At 70.0% G+C, this 24,305-nt stretch carries 20 protein-coding genes, 1 tRNA gene and 1 pseudogene; 16 read left to right on the top strand and 6 right to left on the bottom strand.

The window, feature by feature from the left end; genetic code table 11:
- The first annotated feature begins 2 nt into the window (after positions 1-2).
- The 5 genes from ABT078_RS18340 (at position 3) to ABT078_RS18320 (ending at position 6,283) form a co-directional block, all read left to right on the top strand.
- Positions 3-851, top strand: a complete 849-nt coding sequence (locus ABT078_RS18340) for a siderophore-interacting protein (RefSeq protein WP_351228832.1) — start codon at positions 3-5, stop codon at positions 849-851.
- A gap of 252 nt (positions 852-1,103) precedes the next feature.
- A complete protein-coding gene (locus ABT078_RS18335; protein ID WP_351228830.1) occupies positions 1,104-2,588 on the top strand; it encodes a pyridoxal phosphate-dependent decarboxylase family protein in 1,485 nt (494 codons plus the stop codon).
- Positions 2,572-3,840: a lysine N(6)-hydroxylase/L-ornithine N(5)-oxygenase family protein gene (locus tag ABT078_RS18330; protein WP_351228829.1), complete on the top strand. Its 1,269-nt coding sequence runs from the start codon at positions 2,572-2,574 to the stop codon at positions 3,838-3,840. The genes ABT078_RS18335 and ABT078_RS18330 overlap by 17 nt, the downstream gene beginning before the upstream one ends.
- The gene (locus ABT078_RS18325) at positions 3,837-4,418 is read left to right on the top strand and encodes a GNAT family N-acetyltransferase (RefSeq protein WP_351228827.1); all 582 of its coding nucleotides are present in this window, start codon (positions 3,837-3,839) and stop codon (positions 4,416-4,418) included. Before ABT078_RS18330 ends, ABT078_RS18325 begins: the two co-directional genes overlap by 4 nt.
- A complete protein-coding gene (locus ABT078_RS18320) occupies positions 4,415-6,283 on the top strand; it encodes an IucA/IucC family protein (RefSeq protein ID WP_351228825.1) in 1,869 nt (622 codons plus the stop codon). Before ABT078_RS18325 ends, ABT078_RS18320 begins: the two co-directional genes overlap by 4 nt.
- A 126-nt stretch (positions 6,284-6,409) precedes the next feature.
- On the opposite strand, the gene ABT078_RS18315 is transcribed toward ABT078_RS18320, so the two are convergent.
- Positions 6,410-8,035, bottom strand: coding sequence for a beta-N-acetylhexosaminidase (locus ABT078_RS18315; protein WP_351228823.1), 1,626 nt, complete (start codon positions 8,033-8,035; stop codon positions 6,410-6,412).
- Positions 8,036-8,300: 265 nt separating this feature from the next.
- Between ABT078_RS18315 and ABT078_RS18310 the strand changes: the two are divergent.
- From ABT078_RS18310 to glmS, 3 genes and pseudogenes are all read left to right on the top strand, one after another.
- Positions 8,301-9,199, top strand: a pseudogene (locus ABT078_RS18310) (DUF4429 domain-containing protein).
- Positions 9,200-9,310: 111 nt separating this feature from the next.
- The gene (locus tag ABT078_RS18305; RefSeq protein ID WP_351228821.1) at positions 9,311-9,589 is read left to right on the top strand and encodes a hypothetical protein; all 279 of its coding nucleotides are present in this window, start codon (positions 9,311-9,313) and stop codon (positions 9,587-9,589) included.
- A 45-nt stretch (positions 9,590-9,634) separates the two neighbouring features.
- Positions 9,635-11,452 carry a glutamine--fructose-6-phosphate transaminase (isomerizing) gene (glmS, locus tag ABT078_RS18300; RefSeq protein ID WP_351228819.1) on the top strand — a complete coding sequence of 606 codons (1,818 nt, stop codon included), beginning with the start codon at positions 9,635-9,637 and terminating at the stop codon, positions 11,450-11,452.
- Between the two features lie 94 nt (positions 11,453-11,546).
- On the opposite strand, the gene ABT078_RS18295 is transcribed toward glmS, so the two are convergent.
- The 3 genes from ABT078_RS18295 to ABT078_RS18285 all read right to left on the bottom strand — a co-directional run bounded on the left by ABT078_RS18295 (position 11,547) and on the right by ABT078_RS18285 (position 13,275).
- Positions 11,547-11,807 (bottom strand): hypothetical protein, encoded by a 261-nt coding sequence (locus ABT078_RS18295; RefSeq protein WP_351228817.1) that lies wholly within the window; start codon positions 11,805-11,807, stop codon positions 11,547-11,549.
- 206 nt (positions 11,808-12,013) lie between these two features.
- A complete protein-coding gene (locus tag ABT078_RS18290) occupies positions 12,014-12,583 on the bottom strand; it encodes a GPR1/FUN34/YaaH family transporter (protein ID WP_351228815.1) in 570 nt (189 codons plus the stop codon).
- A gap of 170 nt (positions 12,584-12,753) precedes the next feature.
- On the bottom strand, positions 12,754-13,275 hold the full coding sequence (locus tag ABT078_RS18285) for a universal stress protein (RefSeq protein WP_351228813.1): 522 nt from the start codon (positions 13,273-13,275) through the stop codon (positions 12,754-12,756).
- Between the two features lie 319 nt (positions 13,276-13,594).
- On the opposite strand from ABT078_RS18285, the gene ABT078_RS18280 reads away from it, so the two are divergent.
- From ABT078_RS18280 to ABT078_RS18265, 4 genes are all read left to right on the top strand, one after another.
- Positions 13,595-14,017, top strand: a complete 423-nt coding sequence (locus tag ABT078_RS18280; protein WP_351228811.1) for a hypothetical protein — start codon at positions 13,595-13,597, stop codon at positions 14,015-14,017.
- A gap of 387 nt (positions 14,018-14,404) precedes the next feature.
- A complete protein-coding gene (locus tag ABT078_RS18275; RefSeq protein WP_351228809.1) occupies positions 14,405-15,613 on the top strand; it encodes a helix-turn-helix domain-containing protein in 1,209 nt (402 codons plus the stop codon).
- A gap of 82 nt (positions 15,614-15,695) precedes the next feature.
- The gene (orn, locus tag ABT078_RS18270; protein ID WP_351228807.1) at positions 15,696-16,298 is read left to right on the top strand and encodes an oligoribonuclease; all 603 of its coding nucleotides are present in this window, start codon (positions 15,696-15,698) and stop codon (positions 16,296-16,298) included.
- 124 nt (positions 16,299-16,422) lie between these two features.
- Positions 16,423-16,495: transfer RNA gene (locus ABT078_RS18265), tRNA-His, on the top strand.
- Between the two features lie 178 nt (positions 16,496-16,673).
- On the opposite strand, the gene ABT078_RS18260 is transcribed toward ABT078_RS18265, so the two are convergent.
- Positions 16,674-17,750, bottom strand: coding sequence for a LacI family DNA-binding transcriptional regulator (locus ABT078_RS18260; RefSeq protein WP_351228805.1), 1,077 nt, complete (start codon positions 17,748-17,750; stop codon positions 16,674-16,676).
- Positions 17,751-17,974: 224 nt separating this feature from the next.
- Here ABT078_RS18260 and ABT078_RS18255 point away from each other — a divergent pair, with 224 nt between their 5' ends.
- The 4 genes from ABT078_RS18255 to ABT078_RS18240 are packed head-to-tail and all read left to right on the top strand — an operon-like array spanning position 17,975 to position 22,663.
- Positions 17,975-19,288, top strand: coding sequence for an ABC transporter substrate-binding protein (locus ABT078_RS18255; RefSeq protein ID WP_351228803.1), 1,314 nt, complete (start codon positions 17,975-17,977; stop codon positions 19,286-19,288).
- A gap of 23 nt (positions 19,289-19,311) precedes the next feature.
- The gene (locus ABT078_RS18250; RefSeq protein ID WP_351228801.1) at positions 19,312-20,322 is read left to right on the top strand and encodes a carbohydrate ABC transporter permease; all 1,011 of its coding nucleotides are present in this window, start codon (positions 19,312-19,314) and stop codon (positions 20,320-20,322) included.
- Positions 20,323-20,331: 9 nt separating this feature from the next.
- Positions 20,332-21,195 carry a carbohydrate ABC transporter permease gene (locus tag ABT078_RS18245; RefSeq protein ID WP_351228799.1) on the top strand — a complete coding sequence of 288 codons (864 nt, stop codon included), beginning with the start codon at positions 20,332-20,334 and terminating at the stop codon, positions 21,193-21,195.
- 52 nt (positions 21,196-21,247) lie between these two features.
- Positions 21,248-22,663 carry a GH1 family beta-glucosidase gene (locus tag ABT078_RS18240; RefSeq protein WP_351228797.1) on the top strand — a complete coding sequence of 472 codons (1,416 nt, stop codon included), beginning with the start codon at positions 21,248-21,250 and terminating at the stop codon, positions 22,661-22,663.
- A 64-nt stretch (positions 22,664-22,727) separates the two neighbouring features.
- On the opposite strand, the gene ABT078_RS18235 is transcribed toward ABT078_RS18240, so the two are convergent.
- On the bottom strand, positions 22,728-24,212 hold the full coding sequence (locus ABT078_RS18235) for a glycoside hydrolase family 18 protein (protein WP_351228795.1): 1,485 nt from the start codon (positions 24,210-24,212) through the stop codon (positions 22,728-22,730).
- Positions 24,213-24,305: the final 93 nt, after the last annotated feature.

Here is a 24,305-nt window from a genome sequence, read left to right as displayed (position 1 = left end):
CGATGTCGACAGCCGTAGCCGCCCCGTTCCGTTTCTTCCCTCTCCAGGTCGTACGGACGAGGCGGCTCGGCCCGTCGTTGATCCGTGTCACCTTCGGAGGGGAAGCCTTCGTGGACTTCGCCTCCGGTGGCCGTGACCAGTCCCTCTCGCTCTTCCTGCCGCATCCCGGCCAGGACGCGCCCGTCGTGCCGGTTCCCGAGGACGGGGACATGTACGCCGCGCTCGGCGCCTGGCGTGCGCTGCCGGACGGCGTTCGGGCCGTGATGCGCTCGTACACCGTGCGGGAGCAGCGCCCCGACGCCGCTGAACACGGCGAGATCGACATCGACTTCGCCGTCCACGAGGACGGCGGACCTGCCTGCCGCTGGGCGCAGAAAGCTTCCGCCGGTGACCGTGTGACCGTGCTCGGCCCCGCGGTCGCCGACAACACCGCCGTGCGCTTCCGGCTCCCCGACGACGCCGACTCGGTGCTGATCTGGGCCGACGAGACGGCACTGCCCGCCGCCTCGGCCGTCCTGGAGTGGCTGCCCTCAGGAATCCGGGCCCAGGTCTGGCTCGAAGTTCCTTACGCCGACGACCGGTTGGAGCTCACGACCGCCGCCGACGCCACCGTCACCTGGCTGGTGCGGGCGCAGGGAGCGCCGTCCGCCGTCGAGGCCGTGCGCGCCGCCCGGTTCGCCGGCTCGGACCCGTACGCCTGGATCGCGGGCGAGTCCGGTTCGGTCAAGGCGCTGCGCCGCCATCTGGTGAACGAGCGCCGACTGGACCGCCGCCGCGTCACGTTCGTCGGCTACTGGCGCAAGGGCCTCAGCGAGGACGCCCTGCGCGAAGTCCCGGACGACGAGGCCTGATCCGCATATCCCCCGACTGTGCAGCTCCGTGGCCCCGCCCGACGGAGCTGCACCGTCGTGCCGCCCCGTGCGGCCGACGCGCGGCCACGCGCCGAGTGTGATCCAAGTCGCCACGCCTCCTGGGACGAAAGGACCGGAAGAGGTCGGCGAGGCCTCGAACTTAGGTTAGGCTAACCTCAGTTCGAGTCGCCCCTCTGCCTCCGTTCCTGTCTCTGGGGGCGACCACGTCCCCGCACCGGGAGGACCCCCACCATGCGCTCGCACCTGCTCAACGACACAACGGCGGAGCGTTACCGGCGCTCCGTGACCGAAGGAGTCGAGCGGGTGGCGAACAAACTCGCCACGACCCGACGGCCGTTCACCGGAGTCACCCCCGACGAGCTCGCCCCGGCGATCGCCGCCGTCGACCTGGACCAGCCGCTCGGCGACACGACCGCCGCGCTCGACGAGCTGGAGCAGGTCTATCTGCGCGACGCGGTCTACTTCCACCACCCCCGCTACCTGGGTCACCTCAACTGCCCGGTCGTCATCCCCGCCGTTCTCGGCGAGGCGATCCTGTCCGCCGTCAACTCCTCGCTCGACACCTGGGACCAGAGCGCCGGCGGCACCCTGATCGAGCGCCGCCTCATCGACTGGACCGCGGGCCGCATCGGCCTCGGCCCCGCCGCCGACGGCGTGTTCACCAGCGGCGGTACGCAGTCCAACCTCCAGGCACTGCTGCTGGCTCGCGAAGAGGCCAAGCCCGCCGACACGACCGCCCTGTCGAAGCTGCGCATCTTCTCCTCCGAGTGCAGCCACTTCAGCGTCCAGAAGTCCGCGACCCTCCTCGGCCTCGGCCGCGACGCCGTCGTGTCCGTCCCGGTCGACCGGGACAGGCGCCTCCAGACCGCGGCCCTCGCCGCCGAGCTGGAGAAGTGCAAGCAGGACGGACTCGTCCCGATGGCCGTCGTCGCCACCGCCGGCACCACCGACTTCGGATCCATCGATCCGCTCCCCGAGATCGCCGACCTGTGCACGCTGTACGGCACCTGGATGCACGTCGACGCCGCCTACGGTTGCGGACTGCTCGCCTCCCCCACCCGCCGTCCCCTCCTGGACGGCATCGAGCGCGCCGACTCGGTCACCGTCGACTACCACAAGTCCTTCTTCCAGCCGGTGAGTTCCTCCGCTCTGCTGGTACGGGACGGGGTCACGCTGCGCCACGCCACGTACCACGCGGACTACCTCAACCCCGCGCCCACGGTGGAGGTGGGGGCACCTCCCGTGCCCGAAGGGCTACGGGGGAGGACCCCCAACCAGGTCGACAAGTCCCTCCAGACCACCCGCCGCTTCGACGCCCTCAAGCTGTGGATGACGCTGCGCGTCATGGGTGCCGACGGTGTCGGCCGGCTCTTCGACGAGGTCTGCGACCTGGCGGCGGAGGGCTGGCAGCTGCTCGCCGGCGACCCGCGCTACGACGTCGTCGTCGAACCCCAGCTCTCTACGCTGGTCTTCCGCTACGTCCCCGCGCGCGTCACCGCCCCGGCCGAGATCGACCGCGCCAACCTCTATGCCCGCAAGGCCCTGTTCGCCTCCGGCGAGGCCGTCGTCGCCGGGACCAAGGTCGACGGCCGCCAGTACCTGAAATTCACCCTGCTGAACCCCGAGACGACCGTGCACGACATCGCCGCCGTCCTCGATCTGATGGCCGGCCACGCCGAGCAGTACCTGGGAGAGACCCTTGTCCACGCCTCTTGATTTCATCGGGATCGGTCTCGGTCCGTTCAACCTCGGCCTCGCCTGCCTGACCGAGCCCATCGACGAGCTGAACGGAGTGTTCCTGGAGTCCAAGCCGGACTTCGAATGGCACTCGGGGATGTTCCTCGAGGGCGCCCACCTCCAGACGCCGTTCATGTCGGACCTGGTCACCCTCGCCGACCCGACCTCCCCGTACTCCTTCCTCAACTACCTGAAGGAGAAGGGGCGGCTCTACTCCTTCTACATCCGCGAGAACTTCTATCCGCTGCGGACCGAGTACAACGACTACTGCCGCTGGGCCGCCGCCGAACTGAGCAGCATCCGCTTCAGCACGACGGTGACGAAGGTCGCGTACGAGGCCGGGAGCGAGCTGTACGTCGTCCACACCGCCGACGGCGAGACCCTCCGCGCTCGCCGGCTCGTCCTGGGCACCGGCACCCCGCCGTACATCCCGGACGCCTGCCAGGGCCTCGACGGCGACTTCCTCCACAACTCGCGCTACCTCCAGTCCAAGGAGGAGCTGCAGAAGAAGAGGTCCATCACCCTCGTCGGCAGCGGCCAGAGCGCCGCGGAGATCTACTACGACCTGCTCGCCGAGATCGACGTCCACGGCTACCAGCTCAACTGGGTGACCCGCTCCACGCGGTTCTTCCCGCTCGAGTACACCAAGCTGACGCTGGAGATGACGTCCCCCGAGTACATCGACTACTTCCACGCGCTGCCGGAGGCCACCCGCCACCGGCTGGAGTCGCAGCAGAAGGGCCTGTTCAAGGGCATCGACGGGGAACTGATCAACGAGATCTTCGACCTGCTCTACCAGAAGAACCTGAAGGGCCCGGTCCCGACCCGGCTGCTCACCAACTCGGCTCTGCAGACCGCCTCGTACGAGCCCGGGACCGGGACGTACACGCTGGGGCTGCGCCAGGAGGAGCAGGGCAAGGACTTCGAGATCAGCACCGAGGGCCTGATCCTCGCCACCGGCTACAAGTACGTGACCCCCGAGTTCCTGGAGCCCGTGCGCGACCGCATCCGCTGGGACGGTCAGGGCCGCTTCGACGTCGCCCGCAACTACTCCGTCGACACCACAGGACGCGGCATCTTCCTGCAGAACGCGAGCGTGCACACGCACTCCATCACCTCGCCCGACCTGGGCATGGGCGCGTACCGCAACGCGTACATCATCCGCGAGCTGCTCGGCAGCGAGTACTACCCCGTAGAGAAGACCATCGCGTTCCAGGAGTTCGCCGTATGAGCACCGTCGCCCCCGCCCTGGGGACGTTCACCTTCCGGCCCGTCGACCCTTCCCCTACCTCCGGTGGGGAGACCCCGAGCGACGCCGAGCTGCTGCACGGCTGGATCACCCACCCCAAGGCCGCGTTCTGGATGATGCAGGACGCCGAACTCCACGATGTGGAGCGCGAGTACATGGCCATCGCGGCCGCCGAGCACCATCACGCCTTCCTCGGCCTGCACGACGGGGAGCCGGCCTTCCTGATGGAGCGGTACGACCCGTCGAAGGTCGAGCTGGTCGGCCTGTACGAGCCCCTGCCGGGCGACGTCGGCATGCACTTCCTCGTCGCCCCGACGGACACCCCGGTGCACGGCTTCACCCGTGCCGTGATCATCGCGGTGATGCGTGAGCTGTTCGCGGACCCGGCGACCCGGCGCGTCGTCGTCGAGCCGGACGTGTCGAACAAGGCCGTCCACGCGCTGAACGAGGCGGTCGGCTTCGTACCCGAACGGGAGATACAGAAGCCCGAGAAGAAGGCCCTGCTGAGTTTCTGCACGCGCGAGCAGTTCGAGGCCGCCGTACGGGAGGAGGCCCGGTGACCACCGCGATCGACAGCGTCTCCCACCTCACGCCCGAACTGTGGGCCGAGGCCAACCGTCAGCTGATCCGCAAAGCCATCGCCGAGTTCTCGCACGAACGGCTCATCACCCCGAAGGCGCTCGGTGGGGGCGCTCCCCCTGGCTCTTCCCCCAGAGCTCACGCCTGGGGGCGCCCCCAGGGGACCCCCACCCAGGCCGGTGGCTCCGGGGGAGACCGCTACGCGGTGCTCAGCGACGACGGCACGACCGAGTACCGCTTCACGGCCGGCCGGCTCGCCCTCGACCACTGGCAGGTCGTCGCCGAGTCCCTCACCCGCCACCGGGACGGCGGCGAGCTCCCCCTGGACGCCCTGGAGTTCTGCACCGAACTGCGCGGCGCGCTGGGCCTGTCCGACGAGATCCTGCCGGTCTATCTGGAGGAGATCTCCTCCACCCTGTCCGGCACGGCCTACAAGCTCACCAAGCCCGAGGTGTCCGCGGCCGATCTGGCCCGCGCCTCCTTCCAGGCGATCGAGACCGGGATGACCGAGGGCCACCCCTGCTTCGTCGCCAACAACGGACGGCTGGGCTTCGGTGTGCACGAGTACCACCGGTACGCCCCCGAGGCCGCGGCCCCGGTCCGGCTGCTGTGGGTCGCCGCGCACCGCTCCCGCGCGACCTTCACCTCCTGCGCGGACCTCGGCTACGAGAACCTGCTGCGCGCCGAGCTGGGCCAGGAGACGCTCGACCGCTTCGACGCCCGGCTGCGCGGGCTCGGCCTGGACCCGGACGCCTATCTGCTGATGCCGGTCCACCCCTGGCAGTGGTGGAACAAGCTGTCCGTCACCTTCGCCGCCGAGATCGCCCAGCAGCGCCTGGTGCCGCTCGGTGAGGGCGACGACGAGTACCTGGCCCAGCAGTCGATCCGTACCTTCTTCAACACGAGCGACCCGGCCAAGCACTACGTCAAGACGGCGATGTCCGTCATCAACATGGGCTTCATGCGGGGTCTGTCCGCCGCGTACATGGAGGCGACGCCCGCCATCAACGACTGGCTGGCGGCGCTGATCGCGAGCGACGACGTGCTGAAGGCGGCCCGCTTCTCGATCATCCGCGAGCGGGCGGCGGTCGGCTACCGGCACCTGGAGTACGAGGCCGCCACGGACCGCTTCTCCCCGTACCGCAAAATGCTCGCCGCGCTCTGGCGCGAGAGCCCGGTACCCACGCTGGAGCACGGTGAGCGGCTCGCGACGATGGCCTCGCTGCTCCATGTCGACCGTGCCGGGAAGTCGTTCGCGGGCGCGCTGATCGCGGAGTCGGGGCTGGCGCCCGAGGTGTGGCTGCGGCGCTACCTCGACGCGTATCTACTGCCGGTGCTGCACTCCTTCTACGCATACGACCTCGTCTACATGCCGCACGGCGAGAACGTCGTCCTCGTCATCGGCGACGACGGGACCGTGCGGCGGGCGATCTTCAAGGACATCGCCGAGGAGATCTGCGTGATGGACCCGGACGCAGTCCTTCCGCCGGCGGTGGAGCGGGTCCGCGCCGAGGTCCCCGAGGACATGAAGCTGCTGTCGATCTTCACCGACGTCTTCGACTGCTTCTTCCGCTTCCTCGGCGCCACGCTGGCGACGGAGGGTGTCGTCGACGAGGAGACGTTCTGGCGGGCGGTCGCGGAGTGCGTGACGGCCTATCAGGATTCGTCGCCGCATCTGGCGGACAGGTTCGCGCAGTACGACATGTTCGCCGACGAGTTCGCGCTGTCCTGCCTCAACCGGCTGCAGCTGCGCAACAACAAGCAGATGGTCGACCTCGCCGACCCTTCGGGCGCGCTCCAGCTGGTGGGCAGCCTGAAGAACCCGATAGCGCGCTTCGCGCGCTGAAACAGCGCGTTCCGCGCACCGAAGACGGGCCGGCGCCCGGGGTTAGGGTCCCCCGGGCGCCGGCGCCTGCGTCGGGGTGCCGCCGGCCAAGTGAGGTGGAGGCCCTCCACCTCCGCCGGGACCCCCTCACTCAGCCGGCCACGGCACCTGCGGCGAGCGGTAGTAGTCGATGCCCAGCGCCTCGAAGCGAGGCCCCTGCGCCGCGAGCCGCACCTTGTACGCGTCCCAGTCGTGCGTCGACGCCGGGGACCAGCCGAGCTCCGCGACGCCGGGGAGCCTCGGGAAGGCCATGTACTCGATGTGGTCGCTGGTCGAGACGGTCTCCGACCAGAGCGGCGCCTCGACCCCGGCGATCGCCGACGGGGGTGCGCCGGGCAGATAGGCACCCGGGTCCCAGTCGTACGCGCGCTGCACCTCGACGTAACCGGCCCAGGCCAGGCCCAGCGGGGTGTCCTTGGTGTACTTCATGTCGAGGTAGATCCGGTCGGCGGGCGACAGGATCAGCCGCGTGCCGTTCCGCGCGGCGGCCGCGACCTGTTCCTTCTCGGCCGCGCCGGTGCCGTCCAGGCCCCAGTACTGGGCGACCGCGCCCTTCGCCGGCGTCGTCCCTGTCAGCTGGTGCCAGCCGACCACCGTCTTGCCGTACTTGGCGACGACGGCCTGTGCCCTGTCCATGAACGCCACATAGTCGGCGTGGCTGGTGGAGTGGGCCTCGTCGCCGCCGATGTGCAGGTATCTGCCGGGGGTGAGCGCGGCGAGTTCGCGTACGACGTCGTCGACGAAGTCGTACGTGACGGCCTTCGGCACACAGAGCGAGCTGAAGCCGACGCCGGTGCCGGTGTAGAGCGGCGGGGCGATCCCGTCGCAGTTCAGCTCGGCGTAGGAGGCGAGAGCGGCGTTGGTGTGGCCCGGCATGTCGATCTCGGGGATCACCTCGAGATGGCGGGACGCGGCGTAGGCCAGGATCTCCTTGTACTGGGCCTTGGTGTAGTGGCCGCCGGGGCCACCGCCGACCTGGGTGGAGCCGCCGTAGGTCGCCAGCCGCGGCCAGGAGTCGATGGCGATCCGCCAGCCCTGGTCGTCGGAGAGATGCAGATGCAGCTTGTTGATCTTGTAGAGGGCGAGCTGGTCGATGTAGAGCTTGACCTGGTCGACCGTGAAGAAGTGCCGGGAGACGTCGAGCATCGCGCCGCGGTGGCCGAAGCGCGGGGAGTCGGTGATGGTGCCGCCGGGAACCCGCCAGGGGCCGGCCTGCCGGGTGTCCTTCTCGACGGTGGCGGGCAGCAGCTGACGGAGCGTCTGGACGCCGTGGAAGAGGCCTGCCGGCGTGCGGGCGGTGATGGTGACCCCGCCGATGCCCGACTCCAGGCGGTAGCCCTCGTCGCCGAGGCTCCTGTCGCGCGACCCGAGCGCCAGTCGGATGCCGCCGCGTCCATGGTCGTCGTCGGTGACGGGCAGCGCGTACCCGGTGGAGGGCCGCAGCACGGCGGCCAGATACGCGCCGATGCGCCGCGCCTCGCGCGAGTCGTCGTCGACCCTGATGCGGGTCGCGGGGGTGAGGGCGTACGGAGCTCCGGAGGGCTTGACGGACGCGGGGGCGGGGACGACCTCGCCGAGCGGTCTGACGGCGGCGGGCGCGGTATCGGGAGCCGCACCGGCGCCGCCCGGTACGGCTCCGACGCTGGAGATGCCGGCCGCCGCGACGAGAAGCAGCGAGCCGAGGAGCCGGGGAAATGTTCTGTGCTGTCTCACAGGCTGGGTCCCTTCCGAGGGCGTCACAACTGTGGTGCCGAGCAACCGAACGGTCACCATCCGTACCGCGCACCCCATGAGTGGTCAAGGTGTAGACCACTTCCGGTCCTTGGCCGCGCCACCGGAACCGAAACCTCCGCCATCCTCGATGCGGCGATGCCTCCATGGCGCCCCCGCATCCCCGGGGACGACCCCCGGACCCCCGGTCATCACGACCACCCACGGAACCGAAACCTCCGCCACCCCCGGTGCGACAATCACCCCCATGGCCGAAATCATCCAGAAGGACGGGACCTGGACCTTCGACGGCGACGTCGTCCGCGTCGTGCCCGGCAGCGGCGGCAAGACGCATCCGGTGCGGCAGGCGCTCGGTGAACTCGCCGTGCCGCTGGAGGCGCTGGCCGGGATCGCCTTCGAGCCGGGGCGCCGCAGCGGGCGGCTGCGGCTGAAGCTGCGCGACGGCAGCGACCCTCCCCCTGCCTTCGGCGGGGGGACCCCCAGCTGCTGGCCGCGGACGGCCGACTGCCCGAGAACGGCGACCCGTACCGGCTGACCGTCGACAACGACCGCAGCGGCGTGGCCGAGTACTTCGTGGACGAACTGCGCAACGCCCTGCTGCTGGACCAGGTCCCGGACGGACCGGCGGACCGCTTCCTGCTGCCGGACCCGGCCGTGCCCGTCTCGGGCGGCGGCGGCGACGGCACCGCCTCCTTCGACGGCGAGACGATCCGGCTCGCCTGGAACTGGAAGGCCGAGGAGTCGAAGGGCGCCTCGGGTGCGAGCACCTTCCCGCTCTCGGAGGTGACCGCGGTGCAGTGGCTGCCCGCGATCGGCCTGGAGAACGGTCATCTGCGCTTCGTCATGCGCGGCAGGACCTCATCGGGCCCCGCCAAGTACGACCCGTACGCCCTCGACCTGTGGGGGCTGTCCCGCAAGGAGCACACCGCAGTCCTCGTCGCGGCCGCGGTGATCGCCCGGCTTCCGCATCCGAACGCCCCGGAGAAACCCCCGGCACGGGAGCAGGCGCCGGCGATCCCCGTCACCGCCGACGATCATGACGTACTGCTCCGGCGACTGCGCGAGCTGGGGGAGCTGCGACAAGCGGGGATACTCACGGACGAGGAGTTCACCACGGCCAAGCAGGCCGTCCTCAGGCGCATGTGAATCCAGATAAAGCGGACATAAAACGCGGTCGCAGTCATGATCACGCAGGCTTCTGCCTGAAATCGGGCAGAATTCTTGCGTTCGAGCCCTGTCAGCCCTCAGTATCTACGGGTGCTCGAACGTCGCCCGCCGTCGCATGACGATCTCGTCGACCACCTGGTGCGCAGCACCGCGCTCCAGCGCGGTGAGGCGGCCCGGGTGGTGCTCGACGTGCTGGCGTTCTTCGACGAGACGACCGAGGACTTCGTCCGCCGACGCCATCGCGAGCTGCAGGCCGGCGGAGCCGTGAACACGGAGATCTTCGAACGGATCGCGGCCGAGCTGCCGTACCGCGCCGTGGCGCCGCCCGAGCTCTCGCTCCGGCAACTGCGTCGCATCGTCTACGGCTGAAACGGCCGGGCACACACCTGAACGTCATCGGAGGGGCATAGCTCTATGTGCGGAATCGTCGGTTACATCGGGAAGCGTGATGTCGCGCCGCTGCTGCTGGAAGGCCTGGCGCGGCTGGAGTACCGGGGTTACGACTCCGCGGGCATCGTGATCACCAGCCCCAAGTCCACCGGGCTGAAGATGGTCAAGGCCAAGGGCCGGGTCCGCGACCTCGAGGCCCGCGTCCCCAAGCGCTTCGCCGGTACCACCGGCATCGCCCACACCCGCTGGGCCACCCACGGCGCCCCGAGCGACCACAACGCGCACCCGCACATGGACCCCGAGAACAAGGTCGCGGTCGTCCACAACGGCATCGTCGACAACGCCGCCGAGCTGCGCGCCAAGCTGGAGGCCGACGGTGTCGTCTTCGCCTCCGAGACCGACACCGAGGTCCTCACCCACCTGATCGCGCGGTCCCAGGCCGACTCCCTGGAGGAGAAGGTCCGCGAGGCGCTCAAGGTCGTCGAGGGCACGTACGGCATCGCCGTCATGCACGCCGACTTCAACGACCGGATCGTCGTCGCCCGCAACGGCTCCCCGGTCGTCCTCGGCATCGGCGAGAAGGAGATGTTCGTCGCCTCCGACGTCGCCGCGCTGGTCGCCCACACCCGCCAGGTCGTCACCCTGAACGACGGCGAGATGGCCACCCTGAAGGCGGACGACTTCCGCACCTACACGACCTCGGGCACGCGGACCACCGCCACCCCTGAGACCGTCGAGTGGGAGGCCGCCTCCTACGACATGGGCGGCCATGACACGTACATGCACAAGGAGATCTCCGAGCAGCCCGACGCGGTGGACCGCGTGCTGCGCGGCCGCATCGACGACCGGTTCTCCACGGTGCACCTGGGCGGTCTGAACCTGGACGCCCGCGAGGCCCGCGGCATCCGCCGCGTCAAGATCCTCGGCTGCGGCACCTCCTACCACGCGGGCCTCATCGGCGCCGGGCTCATCGAGTCCCTGGCGCGTATCCCCGCCGACTCCGAGCCGGCCTCCGAGTTCCGCTACCGGAACCCGGTCGTGGACCCCGACACCCTGTACATCGCCGTCTCGCAGTCCGGTGAGACCTACGACGTGCTTGCGGCCGTCCAGGAGCTCAAGCGCAAGGGCGCGCGGGTTCTCGGCGTCGTGAACGTGGTCGGCTCCGCGATCGCCCGCGAGACGGACGGCGGCGTGTATGTGCACGCCGGCCCCGAGGTCTGCGTCGTGTCGACGAAGTGCTTCACCAACACGGTCGTCGCCTTCGCGCTGCTCGCGCTGCACCTGGGCCGCATCCGGGACCTGTCCGTCGCCGACGGCAAGCGGATCATCGAGGGCCTGCGCAGGCTGCCCGAGCAGATCTCCGAGATCCTCCAGAGCGAGGACGACATCAAGAAGCTGGCGGACCAGTACGCCGACGCCAAGTCGATGATGTTCATCGGCCGGGTCCGCGGCTACCCGGTGGCGCTCGAGGCCTCCCTGAAGCTCAAGGAGATCTCGTACATCCACGCCGAGGCCTACCCGGCCTCCGAGCTGAAGCACGGACCGCTGGCGCTCATCGAGCCCGCGCTGCCGACCGTCGCGATCGTCCCCGACGACGATCTGCTGGAGAAGAACCGCGCCGCACTGGAGGAGATCAAGGCCCGCAGCGGCCAGATCCTCGCGGTCGCGCACCAGGTGCAGGAGAAGGCCGACCACACGATCCTCGTCCCGAAGAACGAGGACGAGCTCGACCCGATCCTCATGGGCATCCCGCTGCAGCTCCTCGCCTACCACACGGCCCTGGCCCTGGGCCGGGACATCGACAAGCCGCGGAACCTGGCGAAGTCCGTCACCGTCGAGTGATCCCTGCCCCGGCCCCGGACGGGTCGGCGAAGTAGGCACAGCGCGGGCGCGGTCCTGATCAGGGACCGCGCCCGCGCTGCTCCGTCACCTCCTGTCAGTCCCAACCGTCGTCGCCGTCGTCGCCGTCGTCGTCCTCCCAGCAGTCGTCGTAGTCGTCCCAGCCGTAGTCGTCCCAGCCGTCGTCACTGTCGTCGTCCCAGGTGGCGTAGGTGGCGGCTGCCGGCATGACCGCGGCACCGGCAGGCGCCGCCGCCGGCGCGGCGAACGCGCTGGACGGCAGCAGCGCGCCTCCTGCCGCCAGTGCGGTCGCGGCGGCGAACATCACCAGGCGCTTGGCGCGCGAGTTGCTGGTCATGAGGATTCTCCTTCAGTGATAAGCGGTGTGTTCATGTGCTCTGAGTGAGCCCGTGCTTCAAGTAAGCCCGTCCGGGTGATGTGCGTCACGGCACGGCAATTCGGGACTTGACAAAAGGGGGCGACCCCTTCTGCGCACGCCACCTGCGCGCAGAAGGGGTCGCCCTTTTCGTCGCCGGCGTTGCCCTCACGCCGGCCCGTGGCCGCTCAGCCGGTGGCCGTCACCCCCCGGCCGGCAGCGCGCCCGGTGAACGTGGGCCAGTGGGCGAGCGCCGCCGTGGCGCCGTACCAGGCCGCGAGGCCCGCGACCGCGCCGACCCAGCCGCCGGCCTTCGCAAGACCGTCGTTCTCGGCCAACGCCGCGATGGCGAGCAACAGCAGCGAGATGAACAGCAGCCCGTAGACGCCCTGTCCGAAGATTCCGCTGCCCGCGGAGGCGGCGGTGAGCGTCAGTGCCAGAAGCGCGAACAGCAGCAGGAACAGTCCCGCGGCCTCCGCCGAGACCTCCGAGCCGACGCCGTTGCCCCAGGTGAACCAGAAGGCGCCGAGGCCCGCGAAGGCCGTACCCGTACCGCCGTTGCCCGCACGGAACTCGAGCAACCCGACGATGAACAGTGCGACCCCGCCCACCCAGGTCGCGAGTGACGCGGCATCGGACGCCGCGACGTTGTCGATCACACCGGTGTGGCCGATACCGAAGGCCAGCAGGGTCAGTCCCAGTGCGAGGTGGCCGAGAGTGGTTGACGTTGCGCTTCCCGCGGAGACTTCGTTGTCCACGGCGGGCTCCCTTCATGCGCGCGTAGGTGCTGGTTCCCAGCCACCCTTATGTACCCTTCACAAGCGCACAATCCACCTGTACGGGCGAGTAGATTTGACGGTCGTCAAAAAGTTATGAACGCTGCCCGACCTGGGCGAACGAGGGGTGTCCGGCGGGCCACGGCCGACGGTCAGGGAATGACGACCACGGGCCGCTGCGCGCGCCGGGCGAGCCGGCCGGCCACCGACCCGAAGATGCGCCCCACGATGCCGTGCGTGGAGCCGACCACGATCGCGTCCGCCGAATACTCCCGGCCGACTTCCTCGAGCTCATGGCAGATGTCGCCGCCGCGCTCGACGAGGATCCACGGCACCTCGGAGAGATAGTCGGCGCAGGCGAGCTCGAGGCCGAGCACCTCCGTGCGGTGGTCCGGTACGTCGACGAAGACCGGTGGCTCGCAGCCCGCCCACACAGTGGTGGGAAGGCGGTTGGCGACGTGCACGATGATCAGGCCGGAACCGGAGCGCCTGGCCATGCCGATGGCGTACGCCAGGGCCCGCTCACTGGAGGTGGATCCGTCGAAGCCGACGACAACTCCGTGCCGGAAGGCGGGATCGCAGGAATGGCGTGACTCTTCCGCCGCTCGCAGATCCGACATGTGATCGGCGACCTGCTTGCGGTCCGCGGGTTCGGGAAATTCGTGACCGGCCATCGGTGTCTCGGCGATTGGGTCCTCATGGGAGGGCGACGGTGGGCGGCTGAGCTGTGTCCGGGAATCTTCTTCCCAAGCCCATACCCCAAGGGTACGGCGACACTCCTCCTCTGCCCAGGGGCAGCAGCCCTACTCACGGCGTTCAAGGGAGCATGCACGAGCACGCTCCGTATGGCAATGGCGCCTGTCCCATACAGGCTTCGGCGGCTGCGCCGGCGCGGGCCGTGCGGCGCGCCCTGCCACGCGATGACCGCGCAGTGACCGGAACGTTCCGCTCCTCGTTGGTACTCGGTCGCCCCATCACGTCCAGGAGCTGTCCGTGCCCGCATCACCGGCCGCCCGCAACTCTGTCCCGACGCCCACGCAGGCGCAGGCGCCGAAGCCGAAACCCGAGCGGCCGAAGGGCCGTCGGGGGGTGCCACACCAGGAACGGCGCCAGGAACAGCGTCCGCACGCGCACAACCCGCCGGAGCGCGTCCCCTGCTACGGCACGGACGGCCGCGCCGACTCCGCGGGCGACGTGGTGCGCTGGGGGACGTTCTGCTGTCTGCTCGTCCCCGTCGTGCTCGTGGCGTACGGCACGCCCGTCGGCGGGGCCGTGGCAACAGCGGCAGGACTCGCTGCCATGACGGCCGCCTGCCAGGTGCTGCTGCGCCGTTCGGAACGGGCCGCGACACTGCCCGTTCGTACGGGGGCGCACAGGGGCGGAGGCCGGCGAGCGCGGAATGCGCCGGGGGATTGACGACCTCGTCACGCGCGCACCCGTATATTTTCAGCCAACTTCCCGTCTGCGGCCCGTCCTTGCGCGAATGCCCCGTCAACCCGCTTGCCACCAGGCAAGAAAGGAGCGACACGGTCGCTCGCACCCTACGGGGACGGGCCATGCATGCGAGACCCACTTCCCTGCGCGGCCCGTGAGTGGAACGCTTCGTGATCGAATGCTTCGCGCCAAGTTGCCTTGTCGACAATGTGCCGGATTCGGAACTTGTCACGCCGGCACCACGGGACGCAGTAGATTCGATCATGAGTATCGAAGGCTGGGGACTCGTGCAGAACCGAGGGGAAACGTGCAGGAGCGACAGGCACGAAACGAACGGGGAGACGCGAACACCGAGGGGGGCTTAGCGTCATGAGTCAGGACTCCGCCGCACCGGAGGTCGCGCGGAAACTTTCCGGGCGCCGCCGCCGTGAGGTCGTCGCGGTGCTTTTGTTCAGCGGCGGCCCCATCTTCGAGAGTTCCATCCCGCTCTCGGTGTTCGGAATCGACCGCCAGGACGCCGGAGTTCCCCGCTACCGGCTGCTCGTGTGCGCCGGTGAGGAAGGACCCCTGCGGACCACAGGGGGACTCGAACTCACCGCTCCGTACGGGCTGGAGGCGATCGGCAGAGCGGGGACCGTCGTCGTACCGGCCTGGCGGTCCATCACCTCACCGCCGCCGGCGGACGCGCTCGACGCGCTGCGCCGTGCCCACGAGGAGGGCGCGCGGATCGTGGGGCTGTGCACCGGGGCGTTCGTCCTGGCCGCCGCCGGACTGCTGGACGGCCGCCCGGCGACCACGCACTGGATGTACGCGCCGACGCTGGCCAAGCGCTATCCGTCGGTGCATGTCGATCCGCGTGAGCTCTTCGTCGACGACGGCGATGTCCTCACGTCCGCCGGGACCGCGGCCGGAATCGATCTGTGTCTGCACATCGTGCGGACGGACCACGGCGCGGAGGCCGCCGGGGCACTGGCCCGCCGGCTGGTCGTACCGCCGCGGCGCAGTGGCGGACAGGAGCGCTACCTCGACAGGTCTTTACCCGAGGAGATCGGCTCCGACCCGCTCGCCGAGGTCGTGGCCTGGGCTCTGGAGCATCTCCACGAGCAGTTCGACGTGGAGACGCTGGCGGCGCGCGCCTACATGAGCAGGCGGACCTTCGACCGCAGGTTCCGCTCGCTCACCGGGAGCGCTCCCCTGCAGTGGCTGATCACGCAGCGGGTGCTGCAGGCACAGCGGCTGCTGGAGACGTCCGACTACTCGGTGGACGAGGTCGCCGGCCGCTGCGGCTTCCGGTCGCCGGTGGCGCTGCGCGGCCACTTCCGGCGCCAGCTGGGTTCGTCCCCGGCCGCCTACCGCGCGGCGTACCGGGCCCGGCGCCCGCAGGGCGAGTCCGGTGTGCCGGCCCCGGCGGTGGAGGCCGTCGTTCCGGCGCAGGCCTCGGGTCCGCAGGCGAGGCGCCCCGCGGCGGCCGCGGCCACGGCCCCGGGCGGGCTGCCGGAACCGGGCAAGCCGCATTCCGACGCGTACGCCCCCGGGCGGCCCGCGCTCCCGGGCCAGCGGAGTGTGCACCAGGCCTGATCCGGAAGACACCCTGGGCCGACCGGTGATCGGGGGCATGCGACACCGCCCGTCGAACGCCGGTCGGCCTAAGGTAGGACGCATGAACGATCGCATGGTGTGGATCGACTGCGAGATGACCGGGCTCTCGCTGTCCGACGACGCACTCATCGAGGTGGCCGCACTGGTCACCGACTCGGAACTGAACGTGCTCGGTGAAGGGGTGGACATTGTGATCCGCCCGCCGGACGCGGCACTGACGACGATGCCCGAAGTGGTGCGGCAGATGCACACCGCCTCGGGTCTCCTCGACGAGCTCGCGGCCGGCACGACACTCGCCGACGCCGAGGAGCAGGTGCTGGCGTACGTACGCGAGCACGTCAAGGAGCCGGGCAAGGCGCCGCTCTGCGGGAACTCGGTCGGCACCGACCGCGGCTTCCTGCTGCGCGACATGCCGAAGGTGGAGGAGTATCTCCACTACCGGATCGTCGATGTCTCCTCGGTCAAGGAACTGGCCCGCCGCTGGTACCCGAGGGCGTACTTCAACAGTCCGGAGAAGAACGGCAACCACCGGGCCCTCGCCGACATCCGTGAATCCATCGCCGAGCTGCGCTACTACCGCGAGGCGATCTTCGTCCCGCAGCCCGGCCCCGACTCCGACACCGCGAGGTCGATCGCCGCGCGCCACGTACTCCCCGCGACGTAGCCGTGGACCGCTCGCGCCCCGCTCGTAAGCAGGTCCCCCGACAGGGGGACGTAAACACGGGCGCGAGCACCCTCTCGGACCCTGTACACTTTTTCTCGGCCGGTCGGAAGAACGACCGGTCGTGGTGGGTGTAGCTCAGCTGGTAGAGCACCTGGTTGTGGTCCAGGATGCCGCGGGTTCGAGTCCCGTCACTCACCCTGATCGAAGGGCCGGTCCGCGCAGGCGGACCGGCCCTTCGGCGTTGTGCGCGACGCACACGTGGCGGCGCCGGGGAACGCGCGGCGGGCGGAACGCGGCACAGGCACAAGCACAAGCACAAGCACAAGCACAAGCACAAGCACAAGCACAAGCACAAGCACAGGCAACACCGCACGGTCACGACGAGTCGCGGACCACCAGCTCCGTGGGGAGCACCATCTGCGGGCGGTCCGGTCCGCCGCCGGAGGCGATCTGGTGGATCAGCAGCCCGGCCATCGCGCGGCCCATCTCCTCGATGGGCTGGCGCACGCTGGTGAGGGCAGGGTCCATGTGGCGGGCGACCGCCGAGTCGTCGAAGCCGACCAGGGCCACGTCGTCCGGGATGCGGCGGCCCGCCTCGCGCAGGACCTGGCGGGCACCCGCGGCCATGACGTCGGAGGCGGCGAAGACCGCGTCCAGGTGGGGACAGCGCTCCAGCAGGTCGCGCATGGCGCGGCGGCCGCCCTCCTCGGTGAAGTCTGCGGGCGCGATCAGATGCTCGTCGGGGGGCAGGCCCGCCGATGCGAGGGCCTCGCGGTAGCCGTCGAGGCGGCACTGGGCGCCGTACACATCGAGGCGGCCGGTGATCGTCGCGATGGCGCGGCGCCCGCGGGACAGCAGATGGCCGACGGCGCCGCGGGCGCCCTCGGTGTTGTCGGAGTCGACGGCGGCCAGCGGTTCGTCCGCCGAGCGGCGGCCGCTGATCACTGCCGGGATCATGAGCTGTTCCAGCAGGTCGGGCAGCGGGTCGTCGGCGTGCACGGACACCAGCAGAACACCGTCCACGCGGTCCGCGGCCAGGTACTGGGCGAGCCTGCGGCGCTCCCGGTCCGAACCGGCGAACGTCAGCAGCAGCTGCAGGTCGGTGTCTGCGAGGGCCGCACCGACGCCCCGGACGATGTCGGAGAAGTACGGCTCGGCGAAGAACCGCGCCTCGGGCTCGGGCACGACGAGGGCGATGGCGTCGGTGCGGTTGGCCGCGAGCGCGCGGGCCGCGCGGTTGGGTACGTAACCGAGCTCGGCGACCGCGGCCTCGACGGCGGCCCGGGTCTCGTCGCTCACCCGCGGCGAGCCGTTGATCACCCGGGAGACCGTGCCGCGGCCGACCCCGGCGCGTGCGGCGACCTCTTCGAGGGTCGGTCTGCGCCCGCTCCTGACTCCGGACCGGGCGCCCGCTACGCCCGCCCGGACACCGTTTTTCCGGCGATCCACCATGTCCGCCTCCCGGAGGTCCCCTGGCCGAGAACATAACGTGCCGGGTGCCTTGACACCCTTCCGGGGAGCCGCGACCCTTCAACACATCACGCATGGGAGCGCTCCCACCGTACCTCACTCATACAGAACCCGCACGTTCCCCGCCCGAGCCGCATGCTTCAACGAACGGGCGCAGCACCTCAGTTGGCCGGGGGGTCGGCACGTCAGGGCACAAGGAGGACGCAATGCGCAAGACCGTAATCCTCGCGGTCGTCGCGGCGCTCGGCGCCGGGCTGCTGGCCGGCTGTGCCGAGGACAGCGACGAACCCGCCGGCGGCAGCTCGAAGGGCGGGGGCGACGCCAAGGGCAAGACCACGATCACGGTGGGAGTCTTCGGCGCCTTCGGGCTCAAGGAGGCCGGGCTCTACGACGAGTACATGAAGCTCAACAAGAACATCGTCATCGAGCAGACCTCCATCGAGCGGAACGAGAACTACTACCCGCAGCTGCTCACCCACCTGGGCACCGGCAGCGGGCTCGCCGACATCCAGGCCATCGAGGTCAACAACATTGCCGAGATCACCGCGACGCAGGCCGACAAGCTCGTCGACCTGGGCAAGGCGGAGGGTGTCAGCAAGGACAGCTTCCTGCCCTGGAAGTGGGCCCAGGCCACCACCAAGGACGGGAAGACGGTCGGGCTCGGCACGGACATCGGCCCGCAGGGGATCTGCTACCGCAAGGACCTCTTCGCCAAGGCCGGACTGCCCACCGACCGCGAGGCCGTCGGCAAGCTCTGGGCGGGCGACTGGAACAAGTACCTCGCGGCAGGAAAGCAGTTCAAGGCGAAGGCGCCCAAGGGCACGGCCTTCGTGGACTCCGCGACCGGCGTGATGAACGCGATCCTCGGCAGTAGCGCCGAACGCTTCTACGACGCGAACGGCGCGATCATCTACAAGACCAACCCGGCCGTGAAGGAGGCCTGGGACGTCTCGGCCTCCTTCGCCACCGAGGGTCTGACCGGCAAGCTCCAGCAGTTCACGCCCGCCTGGGACCAGGGCTACGCCAACGGCACCTTCGCCACGGTCTCCTGCCCGGCGTGGATGCTCGGCTACATCCAGGACAAGGCCGGGGCGGCCGGCAAGGACAAGTGGGACGTTGCCCCTGCGCCCAAGCCCAGCAACTGGGGCGGCTCCTTCCTGGTCGTCCCCGACGCGGGCAGGAACAAGACGGAGGCGGCGAAGCTCGCGGCCTGGCTGACCGCCCCCGAGCAGCAGGCGAAGCTCTTCGAGAAGCGCGGCAGCTTCCCGAGCGCGTCCGCCGCGTACGCGCTGCCCGCCGTGTCCGGCGCCGAGCACGAGTACTTCGCAGGCGCCCCGATCGGCGAGATCTTCTCGAAGGCCGCCGAGGGCATCCCGGTGACCATCGTCGGCCCGAAGGACCTGGTCATCGCCCAGAACCTGGGAGACATCGGCATGCTCCAGGTCGACCAGAAGGGCAAGTCCTCCAAGGAGGGCTGGGACGCCGCGGTGAAGGCCATCGACAACGCGCTGGACCAGTGACAGGGACCGGACCATTGACCGGCATGGCAAGTGACACCACTGCCGCCGCGCCCTCCGAGGGGGAGGAGGGCGCGGCCCCGGCGCGTGCCCGGATCGAGGGCGCCGCCGCGGCCGAACGGCGCCGCGCACGGCGCAGCCGCTGGTACCGGCGGGACGTGCGGTGGAGCCCGTACGCATTCGTCGCGCCGTTCTTCGTGTTCTTCGCGGCCTTCGGGCTCTTCCCGCTGCTCTACACCGGCTGGGCCTCGCTGCACCGGGTGGAGCTGACGGCGCCGAACGACATGGAGTGGGTGGGGCTGCGCAACTTCTCCCGCCTGCTGGAGGACGAGTTCTTCTGGAACGCGCTACAGAACACCGTCACCATCGGGCTGATATCCACCGTCCCACAGCTGCTGATGGCGCTCGGCATCGCGCATCTGCTCAACTACCGGCTGCGCGCCTCGATGTTCTTCCGGGTCGCCGTCCTCACCCCGTACGCCACGTCGGTGGCCGCGGCGACGCTCGTCTTCGTGCTGCTCTTCGGGCGCGACTACGGAATGATCAACTGGGCGCTGGGGACGGTGGGGATCGACCCCGTCGACTGGCAGAACGGCACATGGACCTCGCAGATCGCGGTCTCGACGATCGTCATCTGGCGCTGGACCGGCTACAACGCGCTGATCTACCTGGCGGCGATGCAGGCCATCCCCCACGACCTGTACGAATCGGCCGCGCTGGACGGGGCCTCGCGCTGGCAGCAGTTCGTCCACGTCACGATCCCCTCGCTGCGGCCGACCATCCTCTTCACCTGTGTGGTGTCGACGATCGGCGCGACCCAGCTCTTCGGCGAGCCGCTGCTGTTCAACGGGAGCGCGGGAGCGACGGGCGGCGCGGACCACCAGTTCCAGACGCTCGGGCTCTATCTGTACGAGCAGGGCTGGGTGAATCTCCATCTCGGCCGGGCCTCGGCGATCGCCTGGTCGATGTTCCTGATCCTGCTGTTGATCGGCGCGGTGAACTGGCTGCTGGTGCGCCGGCTCCGCAAGAGCGTGTAGGGGGCCGGTGTGCTGACCACGACCACCAAGCGGCAGCGGGTCCGCGCGGGCAGGCAACTGCGCGGCGGACGGATCACCTACGCCGTACTGATCGTCTTCACCGTGGGCTCGCTGTTCCCCCTGGTGTGGACGGCGATCGCGGCGTCCCGCAACAACACCCGGCTCGCGCAGACTCCCCCGCCCTTCTGGTTCGGCGGCAATCTCTTCAAGAACCTGGAGATCGCCTGGACCGACGCCAACATGGGTACGGCGCTGCTCAACACCACCGTCGTCGCGGGGTCGGTCGCGGCGGGCACGGTGCTCTTCTCCACGCTCGCCGGATTCGCCTTCGCCAAACTCCGGTTCCGCTTCAAGAACCTCCTCCTGCTGCTCGTGATCGGCACGATGATGGTGCCGCCGCAGCTGAGCGTCGTTCCGCTGTACATGCTGATCGCCGAGCTGTCCTGGACGGACCAGCTGCAGTCCGTCATCCTCCCCACCCTGGTCAGCGCCTTCGGTGTGTTCTTCATGCGGCAGTACCTGAGCGAGGCGCTGCCGACCGAGCTGATCGAGGCGGCCCGCGTGGACGGCGCCGGCAGCTGGCGGGTGGTGTGGCACGTGGTCTTCCCTGCCGCGCGGCCCGCGATGGCGGTGCTCGGCATGCTGACCTTCGTGATGGCCTGGAACGACTTCTTCTGGCCGATCATCGCGCTGACGCAGAACGGCAGCCCCACGGTGCAGGTCGCGCTGACCGGGCTGGGCCGCGGCTACATCCCCGACCAGTCGGTGATCATGGCCGGAGCGCTGCTGGGCACGCTGCCGCTGCTGATCGCCTTCGTGATCTTCGGCAGGCAGATCGTCGGCGGCATCATGCAGGGCGCGGTCAAGGGCTGACAACTGACGCCTGCTCACTCTTTCTGTCCCTACGTACCGTTGGGAGCTCTCCATGTCCGAGTCCGTCAGCTTTCCGCCCGGCTTCCTGTGGGGCGCCGCCACCGCCGCGTACCAGATCGAGGGCGCCGCGCGGGAGGGCGGCCGTACGCCGTCGATCTGGGACACCTTCAGCCACACCCCCGGCAAGGTCGAGAACGGGGACACGGGCGACGTCGCCGTCGACCACTTCCACCGCCGCGCCGAGGACGTCCGGCTGATGGCGGACCTCGGCGTCAACGCGTATCGCTTCTCGGTCTCATGGCCGCGCGTACAGCCGACCGGCCGCGGCCCCGCCGTCCAGCGCGGCCTCGACTTCTACCGGGCACTCGTCGACGACCTGCTGGAGCACGGCATCACGCCCCTGCTCACCCTCTACCACTGGGATCTGCCGCAGGAACTGGAGACCGCGGGCGGCTGGCCGGAGCGGGACACCGCGAGCCGCTTCGCCGACTACGCCCGTATCGTCGCGGAGGCGCTGGGCGACCGGGTCGAGCGGTGGACCACCCTCAACGAGCCCTGGTGCAGCGCCTTTCTCGGATACGGCTCCGGCGTCCACGCGCCCGGCCGCACCGACCCGGCAGCCGCACTGCGCGCCGCGCACCACCTCAACCTGGGCCACGGTCTCGCCGCCCAGGCTCTGCGCAGCGCGCTTCCCGCCCGGGCGCAGTTGTCGGTGAGCCTCAACCCCAGCGCGGTCAGGGCCCGCACGCAGTCGGACGCCGATCTGGACGCCCGTCGCAGGATCGACGCGCTGGCCAACCGGATCTTCACCGGTCCGATGCTCCACGGCTCGTACCCCGAGGATCTCCTCGCGGACACCGCGCATCTCACCGACTGGTCGTTCGTCCACGGCGACGATCTGGCCCTCATCCGGCACCCCCTGGACTCGCTCGGGATCAACTACTACTCACCCGCTGTCGTATCAACCGCCGCCGACAGTGACGGCCGGACTGTCGAGCGGAACGACGGCCACGGCGCGAGCGAGCACTCCCCCTGGCCCGGCGCGGACTCCGTCGCGTTCCACCAACCGCCCGGGGACGTCACGGAAATGGGCTGGACCATCGACCCGTCGGGGCTGTACGACCTGCTGCTGCGCCACACGCGCGAAGCGCCTGGACTGCCGCTGATGATCACCGAGAACGGGGCGGCCTACCCCGACAAGCCCGCGGCGGACGGCAGCGTCCACGACCCCGAGCGGATCCGCTATCTGCACGGCCACCTCGCCGCCGTCCACCGGGCGATCGCCGACGGGGCCGACGTCCGCGGCTACTTCCTCTGGTCCCTGATGGACAACTTCGAGTGGGCGTACGGCTACGGCAAGCGCTTCGGCGCGGTCTACGTCGACTACGACACCCAGGCCCGCACCCCGAAGTCCAGCGCCCGCTGGTACGGACAGCTGGCCAGGACGGGTGTGCTGCCCGACGCGTGACGCGTGCCCCGGCCGGGTGGGGGGCGGCTCCGGCCGGGGCACGCTGTGTGGGGGCGGGCAGTGGCTACTTGTAGGCGGCGAACGCCTTGGTGAAGGCCAGCGGCTCCTGGAGGATCGAGCTGCAGGTCGCGTCGGCGCGGTTGACCGCGCCGTCCGCGCACTGCTTGTCACGGGTCGAGGACCACATGGCCAGCCAGCCGATGCCCTTCGACTTGGCGAAGTCGACCAGCTGGGTCGCGTCGTCGACCTTGAAGATCTCGGTCGTGACGTCGTTGACGCCGATCATCGGGGTGACGGCGACAGTCTTCCAGGCCGCCGCGTCCGAGAGCCCGAGCACACCCTTGATCTGTGCCTGCGTCGCGGTGGCGGCCTGGATCGCGTACGTGCCCATGTCGCCGCTGTACGCGGGTCCGTAGTCCATCGCCATGACGTTGACCGCCGCGACCTTCACGCCGTTCTTCCCGGCGTCCGCGAGCAGGTCGACACCGGGCTGCGTGAGGCCCTCCGGCATGACCGGGAGCGTGAAGGAGACGTCGAGCCCCGGGTGTTCCTTCTGGAGCTGCGCGATGGCCTGCGAGCGGCGGGTGTTGGCGGCGGTGTCGGGCAGGGCCGCGCCCTCGATGTCGAAGTCGACCTTCGTGAGCTTGTACTGGTCGACGACCTTGCCGTACGCCTTCGCCAGCTCGCCCGCCGACGCGCAGTTGAGGGCCAGCTCGTGTCCGGCGGCACCGCCGAAGGAGACGCGGACGTCGCCGCCCTTGGCGCGCAGGGCCGCTATCTGCGCCGCGACCTTGTCGTCGGCGAGGCCCGTGACGCCGCCCCAGAGCGGGGCGCAGCCGCCGCCGGAGGTGATGAAGGCGAGCGTGAAGTCCTTCACCCCTGTCTTGGCGGCGGTGTCGAGCATGTCGTACGCCGGGTAGAGGGAGGTGTCGATGTACGGCGCGAACCTGGCGCCGCTGCCCACCGGAACGGTGGCGGTCGGCACCGGGGTCGGCGTCACCGTCTGCGTCGGCGTGCCGGTCGGGCTGGGCGGAGTCGTGGGAGCGGTCGCGGTCGGGGACGGGGTGGGCTGCTCCGTGGGGCGGCCACTGGGCTGCGGCGTCGCGCCCTCGTCGACCGAGCACGCGGTGTCGTCGATGCGACAGCCGGACGGGTCGCCCGCCTTGCCGCTTGCCGAGGTCACGAACCCGACGGTGACGGACGCGCCGGGTGCGAGCTCCTTGTTCCAGCTCGCGGGCTTCACGGTGACGTGCTGACCCTGCACGGTGTGGTCGCCGTTCCAGAGGGAACTGATCGTGGTGCCGGCGGGCAGGTCGAATTCGAGGGTCCAGCCGGAGCGGGCCTTGCCGGTGTCGTTCGTGATGACGTACTGACCGGTGTAGCCGCTGTCCCAGGAGCTGGTCCTGGTGTACGCGGCACCGACCGCGGCCGCCTGCGCCGTGCCGGTGAGGGCGAACGCCGCGCCGCCGATGATCGCGGCGGCCACGACCGCGCCGATCGCCTTCGTCCTGCCGCTCGCCCTGCGCCGGTGCGTGCTGCTGCTGCCCATCGCGTGCCTGCCTCTGTGTAACGGGGGTGGGGTGCGGCAGCACGCTAGCGGCAGCGGATCGGGCAATTGCCCTGATTCGGACAGTGGTTGAGG

Source organism: Streptomyces sp. NPDC002133, assembly GCF_040296405.1.
GTDB lineage: Bacteria > Actinomycetota > Actinomycetes > Streptomycetales > Streptomycetaceae > Streptomyces.
The sequence above is the reverse complement of the archived record's forward strand: the minus strand, read 5'-3'. Positions and strand labels throughout refer to the sequence as shown.

Coding starts and splice junctions, on each gene's coding strand:
- ABT078_RS18340 (WP_351228832.1), top strand. CDS start 3: ATGTCGACAGCCGTAGCCGCCCCGTTCCGTTTCTTCCCTCTCCAGGTC.
- ABT078_RS18335 (WP_351228830.1), top strand. CDS start 1,104: ATGCGCTCGCACCTGCTCAACGACACAACGGCGGAGCGTTACCGGCGC.
- ABT078_RS18325 (WP_351228827.1), top strand. CDS start 3,837: ATGAGCACCGTCGCCCCCGCCCTGGGGACGTTCACCTTCCGGCCCGTC.
- glmS (WP_351228819.1), top strand. CDS start 9,635: ATGTGCGGAATCGTCGGTTACATCGGGAAGCGTGATGTCGCGCCGCTG.
- ABT078_RS18295 (WP_351228817.1), bottom strand. CDS start 11,807: ATGACCAGCAACTCGCGCGCCAAGCGCCTGGTGATGTTCGCCGCCGCG.
- ABT078_RS18285 (WP_351228813.1), bottom strand. CDS start 13,275: ATGGCCGGTCACGAATTTCCCGAACCCGCGGACCGCAAGCAGGTCGCC.
- ABT078_RS18275 (WP_351228809.1), top strand. CDS start 14,405: ATGAGTCAGGACTCCGCCGCACCGGAGGTCGCGCGGAAACTTTCCGGG.
- orn (WP_351228807.1), top strand. CDS start 15,696: ATGAACGATCGCATGGTGTGGATCGACTGCGAGATGACCGGGCTCTCG.
- ABT078_RS18260 (WP_351228805.1), bottom strand. CDS start 17,750: ATGGTGGATCGCCGGAAAAACGGTGTCCGGGCGGGCGTAGCGGGCGCC.
- ABT078_RS18255 (WP_351228803.1), top strand. CDS start 17,975: ATGCGCAAGACCGTAATCCTCGCGGTCGTCGCGGCGCTCGGCGCCGGG.
- ABT078_RS18250 (WP_351228801.1), top strand. CDS start 19,312: ATGGCAAGTGACACCACTGCCGCCGCGCCCTCCGAGGGGGAGGAGGGC.
- ABT078_RS18240 (WP_351228797.1), top strand. CDS start 21,248: ATGTCCGAGTCCGTCAGCTTTCCGCCCGGCTTCCTGTGGGGCGCCGCC.
- ABT078_RS18235 (WP_351228795.1), bottom strand. CDS start 24,212: ATGGGCAGCAGCAGCACGCACCGGCGCAGGGCGAGCGGCAGGACGAAG.